Origin of the sequence: Undibacterium sp. JH2W (genome assembly GCF_049340425.1) — a bacterium.
In the GTDB taxonomy this organism is placed as follows: domain Bacteria; phylum Pseudomonadota; class Gammaproteobacteria; order Burkholderiales; family Burkholderiaceae_D; genus Undibacterium.
In genome coordinates this window covers 393,229-406,342 of record NZ_JBMPOT010000002.1, presented here as the reverse complement: position 1 = coordinate 406,342, position 13,114 = coordinate 393,229, and the positions used below count along the sequence as shown (strand labels likewise).

11 protein-coding genes and 1 tRNA gene are annotated in these 13,114 nt (G+C 49.8%); 1 reads left to right on the top strand and 11 read right to left on the bottom strand.

The genetic code is table 11. The features are described 5' to 3' along the window. Nucleotides 1-26 precede the first annotated feature (26 nt). The 7 genes from pheT to ACO0LC_RS04165 all read right to left on the bottom strand — a co-directional run bounded on the left by pheT (nt 27) and on the right by ACO0LC_RS04165 (nt 7,277). The gene (gene pheT / locus ACO0LC_RS04195) at nt 27-2,453 is read right to left on the bottom strand and encodes a phenylalanine--tRNA ligase subunit beta (protein WP_423000899.1); all 2,427 of its coding nucleotides are present in this window, start codon (nt 2,451-2,453) and stop codon (nt 27-29) included. Between the two features lie 74 nt (nt 2,454-2,527). After that, nucleotides 2,528-3,544, bottom strand: a complete 1,017-nt coding sequence (pheS, locus tag ACO0LC_RS04190; protein ID WP_110253940.1) for a phenylalanine--tRNA ligase subunit alpha — start codon at nt 3,542-3,544, stop codon at nt 2,528-2,530. A 140-nt stretch (nt 3,545-3,684) separates the two neighbouring features. Further along, entirely contained in the window at nt 3,685-4,044 is a 360-nt protein-coding gene (gene rplT / locus ACO0LC_RS04185) for a 50S ribosomal protein L20 (protein ID WP_110253941.1), read from the bottom strand. Between the two features lie 28 nt (nt 4,045-4,072). Further along, entirely contained in the window at nt 4,073-4,270 is a 198-nt protein-coding gene (rpmI, locus tag ACO0LC_RS04180) for a 50S ribosomal protein L35 (protein ID WP_110253942.1), read from the bottom strand. A gap of 202 nt (nt 4,271-4,472) precedes the next feature. Next, entirely contained in the window at nt 4,473-4,994 is a 522-nt protein-coding gene (gene infC / locus ACO0LC_RS04175) for a translation initiation factor IF-3 (RefSeq protein WP_110253943.1), read from the bottom strand. A 70-nt stretch (nt 4,995-5,064) separates the two neighbouring features. Then, nucleotides 5,065-6,972 carry a threonine--tRNA ligase gene (gene thrS / locus ACO0LC_RS04170; RefSeq protein ID WP_423000896.1) on the bottom strand — a complete coding sequence of 636 codons (1,908 nt, stop codon included), beginning with the start codon at nt 6,970-6,972 and terminating at the stop codon, nt 5,065-5,067. Nucleotides 6,973-7,200: 228 nt separating this feature from the next. Then, a tRNA-Val gene (locus ACO0LC_RS04165) sits at nt 7,201-7,277 on the bottom strand. A gap of 176 nt (nt 7,278-7,453) precedes the next feature. Between ACO0LC_RS04165 and ACO0LC_RS04160 the strand changes: the two genes are divergently transcribed. After that, nucleotides 7,454-8,398: a cation diffusion facilitator family transporter gene (locus ACO0LC_RS04160; protein ID WP_423000894.1), complete on the top strand. Its 945-nt coding sequence runs from the start codon at nt 7,454-7,456 to the stop codon at nt 8,396-8,398. Between the two features lie 22 nt (nt 8,399-8,420). On the opposite strand, the gene ACO0LC_RS04155 is transcribed toward ACO0LC_RS04160, so the two are convergent. The 4 genes from ACO0LC_RS04155 to ACO0LC_RS04140 are packed head-to-tail and all read right to left on the bottom strand — an operon-like array spanning nt 8,421 to nt 12,806. Continuing rightward, the gene (locus ACO0LC_RS04155; RefSeq protein ID WP_423000892.1) at nt 8,421-9,287 is read right to left on the bottom strand and encodes an ADP-ribosylglycohydrolase family protein; all 867 of its coding nucleotides are present in this window, start codon (nt 9,285-9,287) and stop codon (nt 8,421-8,423) included. Nucleotides 9,288-9,335: 48 nt separating this feature from the next. Then, nucleotides 9,336-11,573: a RelA/SpoT family protein gene (locus ACO0LC_RS04150; protein WP_423000890.1), complete on the bottom strand. Its 2,238-nt coding sequence runs from the start codon at nt 11,571-11,573 to the stop codon at nt 9,336-9,338. Between the two features lie 5 nt (nt 11,574-11,578). Then, nucleotides 11,579-11,929 (bottom strand): RidA family protein, encoded by a 351-nt coding sequence (locus ACO0LC_RS04145; protein ID WP_423000888.1) that lies wholly within the window; start codon nt 11,927-11,929, stop codon nt 11,579-11,581. Between the two features lie 7 nt (nt 11,930-11,936). Then, nucleotides 11,937-12,806, bottom strand: coding sequence for an alpha/beta fold hydrolase (locus ACO0LC_RS04140; RefSeq protein WP_423000886.1), 870 nt, complete (start codon nt 12,804-12,806; stop codon nt 11,937-11,939). Nucleotides 12,807-13,114 lie beyond the last annotated feature (308 nt).

The window sequence follows — 13,114 nt, the reverse complement described above, 5'->3', positions numbered from 1 at the left end:
ATTAATACTAACAAATACAGACAAGATCAACGCAGTTTGGCAGCAAATTGCTGACTTGCGGCTTGTACCAAGGCTTGCATCGCGGCCTCCACTTTATCGTCTTGCAGGGTACTTTGAGTATCTTGCAAGCTAAAGCGGAAAGCAAGACTTTTCTCATCTGCTTCCAGACCTTTTCCACGATATTCATCAAATAAAACAAAGCCTTGCACGATTTTACAGGCTTCGTTTTGCTGTGTTTCACGCTTGAAAACATCCAGCAGATTTTGCACTACAACTATCTGTTTGACAACTAGTGCCAGATCGCGAGTGACTACCTGGAACTTGGATATTTCCTGATATGAGGGCACTTGCACTTGTTGCAAGGCTGTCACGTCAACTTCAAATACCACTGGTGCCAGAGGCAGGTCATATTTTTGCTGTAAACGCGGATGCAATTCACCAATAAAGCCTATGACTTTACCATCAAACTCTATATTGGCGCTGCGACCAGGATGCAGGGCGACATGCTCATTTTTTACGAAGCGCAGGGAACCTGGTGCAAACAAGGCTTCGAGATCAGCCTTGATGTCAAAGAAATCAACATTGCGGGTATCCTGCCCCCACTGCTCTTCTGCTACCGGGCCATACGCCAATGCAGCCAGGCGTTTAGGCTGATGATAACCAGCCACTTCCAGCGGGCCATCCTGCACACTGGTGTCTTGCAAATACACTGAGCCGATTTCAAAAATACGTACGCGGTTCAGTTTGCGGTTCAGGTTGTAGCGTGTATTCGCGATCAGGCTGCCTATCAGATTGGTGCGCATGACACTCATCTGGCTGGCAATAGGATTGAGCAATTTGACTGGCGCATCATTGCCAGCAAAATCTTTTTCCCAGGCTTCTTCGACGAAGCTGTAATTCACGACTTCCTGATAATCCTGATCAGCCACAAGACGACGCACGGCAAACAGCGAACGCTGGTTTTCTGGTGCGATGAGCATGGCATTGGCAGCCACTGGCGGCAATGCTGGAATATTTTCAAAGCCATATACGCGTGCGACTTCTTCGATCAAATCTTCTTCGATTTCTATATCGAAGCGATAAGACGGCGGCGTCACGAGGAACTCACCTGGCTGCTGAGTGAATTGCAAACCCAGGCGTGTGAAAATATCAGCAATCCTGGCATCATCCAGCGCAACACCGATGACTTTTACAGCACGTGCAGTACGCAATTTAACTGGTAAACGTTGTGGCAGATTGACGATCTGGTCGTCCACCGGGCCCAGCTTGACTTGTTCGCTACCGCCGCAAATTTCCACGATCAGGGCACTGATGCGCTCAATGTGTTCAACGATGGAAGCAAAGTCCACACCGCGCTCAAAGCGATGCGCTGCGTCAGTAGAGAAATTGAAACGACGGGCACGGCCCTGTATCGCCTGTGGCCACCAGAAGGCGGCTTCCAGATAAATGTTTTGCGTGTCCAGCGTCACGGAGGTGGAATCACCACCCATGATACCGGCCAGGGATTCAATCTCTTTATCATCGGAAATAACACCAACCCAGTCATCCACTTCAACCGTATTGCCATTCAAGAGCTTCAGTGATTCACCGGCCTTGCCCCAGCGCACTTCCAGGCCACCGTGGATTTTGTCCAGGTCAAACACATGGGAAGGACGACCCAGTTCCAGCATGACATAGTTGGAAATATCCACCAGTGCAGAGATAGGACGCTGACCGCTGCGTTCCAGCCTTTGCTTCATCCATTCTGGTGTTGCAGCACGGGCGTTGACGCCACGGATCACACGACCGGCAAAACGACCGCACAGGTCAGGCGCGCTGACTTTGACTGGCAGGGTTTCTTGCAAAGTCACTGGCAACACGACAGCTTCCGGCAATTGCATGGCTGTGCCAGTCAGAGCAGATACTTCACGCGCCACGCCGAGCAGCGACAGACAATCTGCCTTGTTCGGTGTCAGCTTGATGGTGAATTTCAGGTCATTGAGTTGATAGTAATCGCGGAAGTTCTGGCCGACAGGCGCATCCGATGGCAAGTCCATCAGGCCGCCGTGCTCTTCCGACAATTTCAATTCACGGGCTGAGCACAGCATGCCGTAGGATTCTACGCCGCGCAGCTTGCCTATCTTGATTTCAAATGGTTTGCCATCTGCGCCAGGAGGCAGGATGGCACCCACCATGGCGCAAGGCACTTTCATGCCTACACGTACATTCGGCGCGCCACAGACGATGTTGAGCAAGCTGCCTGTGCCTACATCAACCTGACACACATTGAGCTTGTCAGCATCTGGATGCTTGGCGATTTCGCGGATTTCCGCGACGACGACATTATTAAATGGGGGAGCAACTGGCTCCACTTCTTCGACTTCCAATCCCGACATGGTGAGCATATGGGACAACTCATCCGAAGTCATCTTCGGATCGACCATGGTACGTAGCCAGTTTTCAGAAAATTGCATAATTCAGCCGTCTAATGTTGGATACAGGGCGCGATGCGCCACTCAAAAATTCAGGAATGCGCTGTGTAATTCTTTTAGTTGAATTGCTTCAGGAAGCGCAAATCGCCTTCGTAGAACAGGCGCAAATCATTGACGCCATAACGCAGCATGGTCAGGCGCTCGAGACCGGAACCAAAGGCGAAGCCTATGTATTTTTCCGGGTCCAGGCCCATGTTACGCACCACGCTAGGATGTACCTGGCCAGAGCCGGACACTTCCAGCCAGCGGCCTTTCAAAGGACCACTGCCAAAGGCAATATCGATCTCGGCAGATGGTTCTGTGAACGGGAAGTACGATGGGCGGAAACGCACTTGCAAATCGTCAGTCTCAAAGAAGGCTTTGACGAAATTCAGGTACACGCCTTTGAGGTCAGCAAAGCTGATGTCTTCAGCAATCCACAAGCCCTCTACCTGATGGAACATCGGGGAGTGCGTGGCATCGCTATCGACGCGATAAGTACGACCAGGTGCAATGACCTTGATCGGTGGTTTGTTCATACGCGCATAACGCACCTGCATCGGGCTGGTATGCGTGCGCAGCAATAATTGTTTGCCCTGGCTATCTTTGCCATCGACATAAAAGGTGTCCTGCATAGAGCGCGCAGGATGGTTTTCCGGGCTATTGAGCGCGGTAAAATTGGTCCAGTCCGTTTCGATTTCGGGGCCATCTGCCACGTCAAAACCGATGGAACGGAAAATTTCTTCAACACGCTGCCAGGTACGCATGACAGGGTGGATACCGCCAACGCCACGGCCACGGCCAGGCAAGCTGACATCGATCGCTTCTGCATTCAGGCGCGCCTGCATTTGTGCATTCGCCAGGGCATCGCGTCTTTCAGTCAGGGCTTCTTCTATCTGTACTTTGGCGGCATTGATCACTGCGCCCTGTACTTTTTTTTCCTCTGGTGGCAATTTACCCAGACTTTTCATCTGTTCTGTAATCTGACCACTCTTACCAAGGTAAAGCGCTTTCGCGTTCTCTAATGCTGCAGCATCATTTGCTGCCAGAAAATCAGCACGTGCCTGGCTGACGATTTGATCTAAAGGGTTCATGCCTTGTTCCCGCTTACTGTGAAGCTGAAATAATGATCTGAAAACAAAACGGGGCATAGGATTCAACCTCTGCCCCGCTTGATATTTGCAACTGACCTTGGTCAGTCACTACGACTCACTGATTGCGATCACTAATGTGATTAAGCAGCCAGGTTAGCTTTAACTTGATTAACAATCGCAGCGAATGCTGGTTTGTCAGTCACAGCCATGTCAGCCAGTACTTTACGGTCGAGTTCAATTGCGGCTTTTTTCAGGCCGTTCATAAACACGCTGTAAGTCAGGCCATGCTGGCGAGCCGCTGCATTGATACGTGTGATCCACAAAGCGCGGAATACACGTTTCTTGTTGCGGCGATCGCGGTATGCATATTGACCAGCGCGCATAACTGCTTGCTTGGCAATACGGAATACCTTACTACGACGACCACGGTAACCTTTAGCAAGGTTGAGAACTTTCTTATGACGGGCACGAGCTGTAACCCCACGTTTTACTCTAGGCATAATAACTCCTTAAATAATGAGTATGAGGTTAAGCTGTTGGCATCATGCGCATGACGGATACCATGTTGGTGTCATGAACACCTACGGAACCGCGCAATTGACGTTTGTTCTTGGTAGTTTTCTTGGTCAGAATGTGACGTTTGAAAGCTTGACCGCGTTTAACGGTTCCACCTGGACGGACGCGGAAGCGCTTCTTGGCGCTGCTTTTCGTCTTCATTTTTGGCATAGTACTATCTGTCTTTTAAGACAGCTCCACTTTTATATGATGGTAGGTGGCAGCAACAATCGCTACTCTTGGATGCCTACTTCTCACTTATTGTGACCCACCCTGAGGATGAGTCTTTCGCAATGCGCGCAAATGCGTGCCTCACAAACCTACTCAAGAAACAAACAGAAAATAAGCAAAACTTATTCTCTGTCATTTCTCATTATTTCTTTTTCTTAGGTGCCAGAATCATGATCATCTGACGACCTTCCATCTTTGGAAACTGCTCGACCTGGCCATACGGCTCCAGATCAGCCTTCAAACGCTCCAACATACGCATGCCGATTTCCTGATGCGCCATTTCACGACCACGGAAACGCAGTGTGATCTTGGTCTTGTCGCCATCATCCAGGAACTTGGTCAGATTACGCAATTTGATATTGTAATCACCATCATCTGTACCCGGACGGAATTTGACTTCCTTGACCAGTATGACTTTTTGCTTCAGCTTGGCTTCGTGAGCTTTCTTTTGCTCCTGGTATTTGAACTTGCCGTAATCCATCAAACGGCAAACTGGCGGCTGCGCCGTCGGCGCTATTTCCACCAAATCAACATTGGCCTCTTCCGCTAAACGGAAGGCTTCACCCAGTTTTACGATGCCCAGAGGCTCGTTCTCAACGCCGGATAAGCGCACTTCTGGCGCTGTAATTTCACCGTTGATGCGATGTGACTTGTCAGTAGCTATTGCAGTTTCCTTCGAAAATAATAATAAAAGGCTATGCAGCCCTGTTTAAAACAGGGTCGCTGCTAATCTGTTAAACCTTGGTTTCAACTTCGTTTTTTAAACGAGCTATAAAGGCGTCCAGAGGCATTACCCCCAGATCCAGATTGCCACGCGTACGCACAGCCACTGTATTGGCATCCCTCTCTTTGTCGCCTATCACGAGGATATATGGCAGTTTTTGAATGGAATGCTCGCGTATTTTATAGGTAATTTTCTCATTACGCAAATCAGTATTTACTCTAAACCCTTGTTTCTTCAGGATTTCTGCAACAGATTGTGAATACTCCGCCTGCGATTCCGAGATATTCAGGACAGAAACTTGCACTGGTGCCAACCACAAAGGCAAGGCAGCAGCATGATTTTCTATCAAGATACCAATGAAACGCTCCATGGAGCCAACAATCGCACGGTGCAACATGATAGGCACTTTGCGGCTATTGTCATCTGCAACATATTCCGCACCCAGGCGACCTGGCATGAAGAAGTCGACTTGCATAGTACCAACCTGCCATGGACGACCCAGGCTGTCTTTCAGGTGATATTCGATTTTAGGACCATAGAAAGCGCCCTCGCCCGGCAATTCTTCCCACTCAACGCCACAGGAACTCAGTGCAGTACGCAGGGTAGCTTCCGCCTTATCCCAGATTTCGTCGCTACCGATGCGGTTTTCAGGACGCAAGGCCAGCTTGATGAAGATTTTTTCAAAGCCAAAGTCTTCATACACTTTCATCGCTTGCGGATGGAAAGCCATGACCTCATCCTGGATTTGCTCTTCAGTACAGAAAATATGACCATCATCCTGGGTAAAACCACGCACGCGCATGATGCCATGTAGCGCGCCAGACGGCTCATTGCGGTGACATTGACCGAATTCGCCAAAACGCAAAGGCAAATCACGATAGCTCTTCATGCCAGAATTAAAAATCTGTACATGACCAGGGCAATTCATCGGCTTCAAGGCATATTCACGGCTCTCGGATTCAGTGACAAACATATTGTCTTTATAGTTATCCCAGTGACCAGTCTTACCCCACAGGCTCTTATCCAGAATTTGCGGGCCTTTAACTTCTTGATAACCACAGTCCTGATAGACCTTGCGCATGTATTGCTCAACTTGCTGCCAGATAGTCCAGCCCTTGGCATGCCAGAACACCAGGCCAGGAGCTTCGTCTTGGAAATGGAACAAGTCCAGCGCCTTGCCAAGCTTGCGGTGATCGCGCTTTTCTGCTTCTTCCAGCATGTGCAGATAAGCTTCCTGATCTTCTTTCCTGGCAAAAGCAGTACCGTAGACACGTTGCAGCATCTCGTTTTTGGAGTCACCACGCCAGTAGGCACCGGCCAGCTTCATGAGCTTGAATACTTTCAGCTTGCCAGTTGATGGCACATGCGGACCACGGCACAAATCTGTGAAATTGCCTTCTGTGTACAAAGACACATCCTGGTCAGCAGGAATCGATTCTATGATCTCGGCCTTATAGGCTTCACCTATGGATTTGAAGTAGGCAACAGCCTCATCACGCGGCAAGACCTTGCGCGTTACTGGCTCGTCTTTTTTCGCCAGCTCAGCCATTTTCTTTTCTATCGCTACCAGGTCATCCGGCGTAAATGGGCGCTTGTAGGAAAAGTCATAGTAAAAACCATTTTCGATGACTGGGCCAATAGTGACTTGCGCATCTGGATACAATTCCTTGACGGCATAGGCCAGCAAGTGAGCAGTAGAGTGACGAATCACTTCCAGACCATCAGCATCCTTGTCCGTGACAATGGCCAGATCTGCGTCAGTATCAATCAGATGCGAGGTATCGACCAGCTTGCCATTAACGCGACCAGCCAGAGCAGCTTTTGCCAGGCCAGCACCGATGCTGGCAGCAACTTGCGCCACCGTTACCGGCGCATCGAATTGTCGTTGCGAACCATCAGGAAGTTTTACTGAAACCATGTCACTCTCCAAAGCGGAAAAAATACAAAAATAATTGAGATAAAAGATGAGTCTAAAAAACGCAGACGAAAAAAAAGCACGGCTAGCCGCGCTTTTTCAGTTTGTTTCAAACGAAAAGTATCCTCGACTAGAGTCGCTCCCAAACCAGTTTAGTGGTAGTTCGCGGTGTCATAACCTGGGATGCCTTTCTCGCTCTTAACTATAATGTTTTAATAATTTTAAAATCTTTGGTAGGCACGATTGGACTCGAACCAACGACCCCTACCATGTCAAGGTAGTGCTCTAACCAGCTGAGCTACGCGCCTAAGAAACAAGAGTATAGCAGAGGCTTTAGGGAAATTACTAGCCCCCATGGGCAAAAAAATTCCATTCACCATTTTCCTGAGTAATTTGCGCCAGCAATTAAGGCAAGTACACAGCAGAAACCCGGTATGCCTATATACAGGCGCCCACCTTCGGCTACACTAATAACATATACAAAATGACAGAATACCTATCAATGCCTACCCACTCCCACCATCAAAGTAGCGATCATTTGCATGACCATCGACGCGGTGATGCAGAACACAGGCATTACTTCGAGAATCGCAGCCAAAAAATCCTGGCGTGGGCGCTGGGTTTGACGCTGGGCTTTGCCGGAGTTGAAGTCGCTTTTGGTTTTTTATCGAATTCCCTGGCTCTGATCTCTGATGCTGGCCATATGGTGACCGATGCCGCCGCTCTGGGCTTGGCCTTGTTAGCCCAAATCATTGCTAAGCGCCCACCTACCGCAAAAAATTCTTTTGGCTTTGGCCGCGCTGAAGCACTGGCAGCTTTTGTCAATGGCCTGGCCATGCTGGGTGTAATTGCCTGGATATGCAAAGAAGCGATACAAAGACTATCTGCACCGGAGACCGTGCAAGGCGGCACCGTCATGCTGGTCGCCGGCATAGGCCTGGTTATTAATATCGCGGTTGCCTGGGTGCTGTCACATGATAAGGAAAGCATCAATACCAAGGCCGCCCTGGTCCATGTCATGGGGGATTTATTGGGCTCTATCGCCGCAATTATTTCTGGTGCTGTAATTTATAAAACCGGCTGGATGCAAATCGATCCATTGCTATCGATCTTTGTATCACTACTGATTTTGAAATCCACATTCTCCGTATTAAAAGAGTCTTACCATTTCCTGATGGAAGGCGTGCCCCATCATATAGACTACGTACAAATCGGTACCGACCTGGAGGATATCAATGGCGTACTTTCCGTACACGATTTGCATGTATGGGAAATGTCGCCTGGTTATCCTGCCCTGATAGGCCATCTTGAAATCGAAGATATCAGTGCCTGGCCGCGCATATTACAAAGCGTCAAAGCCATGCTGCTCAGCAAGCACGGGATCGATCACATTACCCTGCAGGCAGAAGTAAGCGAAGAGGAAGAATGATGCGGCTTTGCTGCAGTTAAAATTATGGCTGCCGCTGAAGCTGCAGACCCAACACCGGATAGCGCTGAGCCAGCGCCACATCAAGCTGACGCAAATAACTACTGCCAAATTGACCCAATTCAAGACCACTCAACAGCGATCCCGGAATATCAACAACATATTCTGGCGCCAATGAAGCAAGCCCCATCGCGATCGCCGCGACACTGTCTACATCACCACCGAAATTGACACAATCAAGCAAGAGTGTTGACATGCAGCGATTAGCCTGCAAGGCGGTATTAACGGCATGTAAGGTTTGCAGTGCATCACATTCCACTTCATCATGCCAGTCATCCCGCAATACAAAACCTGTTATCTTCAATATGAGGTCAGGCAACTCGGCCAGCCTTGCCTTATCATATAAAAGTGCATGCGACATGAGCGCAACAACATGTGAAGACAAAATGCCTTCCACTGTATTGTGGGTCACCATGGCTTGCTCGCGCGCAGCTTGTGCCAACAGATTCTTATCCGCAATCAAACCCAAAGGAACGGAACGCATTGCAGCACCATTGCGACGACTCTCTGGTGAAATTCGCTCTCTGAGATCAGCACCGTCCCGACACAAATCCAGCAAACCTTGCAGTCCCCTGGCGTAGCCTTGCCGCTGATCGCGCTTATAGCATCTGACATAGGCATCGGCAAATGCATTGCCTGAGTAATCACTATCCGCCAGCAAGACTTCGGCAACTGCAATACTCATCTGCGTATCATCTGTATAGTGACCAGCCGCTATACCCAGCCCATGTGGCACGTATTGTTCAAGCGTATTGCCGAGTACGATCTTTTCTCGTGGACAAAACTCGAAGCCCGCACCATAGGCATCGCCTATTGCTATCTCTAACAGCAAATCATTTCTCCACGAGCTTCTCTACCTGCAAACTCAAATTATTGGAATTCAATTCCTGCGCACTTCCAGCACACCGCTGACTTCATGCAACACATGCAGTGCCTTTTGCAGTTGTGTAGTACCACCGATTTCCACAGTAAACGACATACGCGCCTGGGATTTTGCACTCTGGGTATTGACGCCGATGACATTGATTTTTTCGCGTGAAAATACCTCGGAAATATCACGCAACAAACCTTGTCTATCTTGTGCCAGCACAAAGATATCGACGGGATAGACCGTATCCCTGCCATGATCACCCCAAGTGGTTTGTATCACCCGCTCTGGTGCCTTGTTGCGCATTTCAGCAAAGTTCTTGCAAGTCAGGCGGTGTATCGACACGCCCTTGCCACGTGTGACGAAGCCAACAATATCATCTGGCGGTGCTGGTTTACAGCAGCGCGCGAGTTGCGTCATCAAACCTTCCGTGCCAACCACCAGCACGCCGGATTTGGCACCTTGCGTAACACTGGAAGCACGGCTCTTATTTGTGAAACTGAGTTCATCCGGCTCTGCTTCGGGTACATTTTCACGCAAGACTGTTTCGATTTGCCTGAGGCTGAATTCATCTTTACCTACAGACAGGAAGAGATCATTGACATCCGCAAAACCCAGCTTGCGCGCCAACTCTTCAAGATTGACTGCCGTCTTGCCTTCGCGCTGCAGGGTTTTCTCCACCAGGGCACGGCCATTCGACAAAGTTTCTTCCTGATCGATGGCATTGAACCAAGCGCGGATTTTAGTGCGTGTACGAGTGCTGGCAGAATAATCAGGTGAGAGCCAGTCACGCGATGGGCCAGCCTGGGAAGAACCGACCTTAAGCGTAATAATCTCTACCGTCTGGCCATTTTGCAGGGGCGTGTTCAGCGGCACCATGACATTATCAACCCGCGCACCACGGCAACGATGGCCAACATCGGTATGCAAGTGGTAAGCAAAATCGACAGGCGTGGAATTGCAAGGCAGTTCTATGACCCGGGCTTGCGGGGTCAACACATAAATTCTGTCATCAAGGCTGGCAGCCTTGAGCTTTTCCACCCATTCACGCTGCAGCTCTTCCTGCTCAACGACGACATCAGTGACGTCGGTTTTCCAGGCCAGCAATTGCCTGAGCCAGGCAATTTTTTCGTCGTATTCCTGAGCAGAGAAATTCGACCCACCCGACTCTTTATAACGCCAGTGAGCAGCCACGCCATATTCAGCAAACTGGTGCATTTCACGCGTACGTATCTGCACCTCCAGTGGCCTGCCATCTTCTACCACCACGACCGTATGCAATGATTTATAGCCATTCGGTTTAGGGCGGGAAATGTAATCGTCAAACTCTTTGGGTATCGGCGTCCAGGCATTGTGCACCAAGCCAAGGACGGTGTAGCAATCCTTGATGTCATCAACGATGACGCGAAAAGCGCGCACGTCATACAACTCATCAAAGTTGACTGACTTACCCTTCATTTTTTTCCAGATACTGTAGATATGCTTGGGGCGGCCAGACACTTCTGCCTTAACGCCAGCTATCTGCAATTCCTTGTTCAGCCTTTCTATGGCATTGACAACAAAGCTCTCGCGTTCCAGCCGTTTTTCTTCCAGCATCTTGGCAATGCGTTTGTATTGTTGCGGCTCGAGAAAACGGAAGGACAGGTCCTCCAACTCCCATTTGAGTTGCCAGACACCGAGGCGATTTGCCAGCGGCGCATACAAGTCCATGGTTTCACTGGCATATTGCTGGGCCGCGCCATCTTCTCGTTTGCACTCAGCAAAATAGCGCAAGGTGGTGACCCGGGATGCCAGTCGCACAAGGACCACGCGCATATCGATGGCCATGGCCAGCACCATCTTGCGCAGGGTTTCCATCTGGCTGGCGGCTTTTTCGGCAGCGTCTTTACCACGACCTACATCGTGTTGTGTCAAAGCGGCTTCGCGCAATTTCATCAGGCGACGTATACCTGTGACCAGGTCAGCGATTTCTTTGCCAAAGCGGATTTCTATCTGCTCTGCTGCTATCGGGTTCAGGTCTGGCAATTCAAACAAAATGGCAGCGATACGGGTATCAACATCGGTACGCAACATGGCCAGCGTCGCCACCACGCCATTTACAAATTGCAGTGCATTCTGCTCCGTGATCACACATTTACTGGCATACAACGGCGTCACATATTCCAGGGCAGCCATGACGCGTTCGGCGTCGGCTTCCGACAAGCCTTCCAGAAAAGCGGCTTCTGTTGCAGTAGTCGAGATTGATACCATATGATTTATATCTGTGCTGCAGTGACAACGACCTCTATAAGCCAATCAGGATTGGCCAGCCTGGCTTCTACCGTAGCACGTGGTGGAGAATTACCTTCTGCAACCCAGGCATCCCATACCTGGTTCATGCTGCCTATCAGGCTGATATCGGATAAAAATATCTGGCAACTGAGTATGCGCGACTTGTCGCTACCTGCTTCAGTCAGCAAACGGTCTATATGGGCCAGCACTTGCGCCGTTTGTCCTGCTATATCCTGGCTGGCATCATCAGGGATTTGTCCAGCCAGGTAGACAACTTTATTAAAAATGGCAGTTTCGGACAAACGTGGGCCTACGTGAAATCTTTGGATACTCATTTTTTTCTTAATTTTGGTTTAACAAAAAATCAACAACCACTGCTATCTGCTCAGGCTGGACAAACGTTGGCGCATGACCCACGCCTGCAAACTCCACCAGTCGTGCACGCGGTCCACGCTGCGTCATCGCGTGCGCCGACTCGGCAGTCAGCAAATCTGAATCTGCCCCGCGTACCAGTAAAGTCGGGCACTGTATCGCATCATACGCCGCCCACAACATGGTTTGGGCAATTGCCGCCAGTTCTGGCGTGCTGGCCTTGATAGGCTGAGCCAGGCCTAGATCATAGTGTCGCACCCACTGTCCCTGCTCATTTTGACGCAAGACGTCACGAGCCAGTTTTTCCCACTGCGCCGGGCTATGCGGACCAAAGGAAATCGAGATCGCCTTGATATAGGCTTGCGCTTCATCAAAACTGTCAAAGCGTACGTCCTGACCTATGTAGTCGCCTATCCTAGCCAGGGCATCGGGATTGAGAACTGGCCCCACATCATTCAACACCAATTTTTTGACAGGATTATCCGGCAAGCCTGCAAGACTCATGCCTATCAAGCCCCCCATGGATGTACCAAACCAGTGCACGGTTTCAGCATCCAGTCGCGCCAGCAGGCTGACCATATCGCTGACATACTGCGGTATCTGGTAGTGCATGGGATTGCGCAAGCGCCCCGAATAACCACGGCCAACCACGTCAGGACACACAACGCGGTATTCATGGCACAAGGCTGGCGCCAGGGAATCAAAGTCTTCTGCCACACGCGACAAACCGTGCACACAGATCAGCACCTTGGGATTAAGTGGGTCACCCCACTCTTTATATGACATGGCGTGCAAGCCGGTAGGCGAGATACATTGCACTGATTTGCGTCTGGCCTGCATGGATTATCCTCTTGAACAGTATTTTTACTAGCGCTTATGACCGACATTTTACCGTTCGTTGCGCTTAAAATCATTGTTATCTACTGGAACGCATGTTTTTTAGACAAAAATAGCATGCAATATGTCTTGTTTCAGCGCAATAAAGGGAGCAAGTTAAATCAGCGGGAGCTGGAATAGTGGTGCCACAAACTCACCATCCAAGAATGCGCTACCCAGCATTTGGCCAGACCTTCATGCCGAAGGCGAGAATGCGACATATACGTTTTTTTTGCTTTCATCCTGCTTTTTTCAGATGTATAGTAATCAAC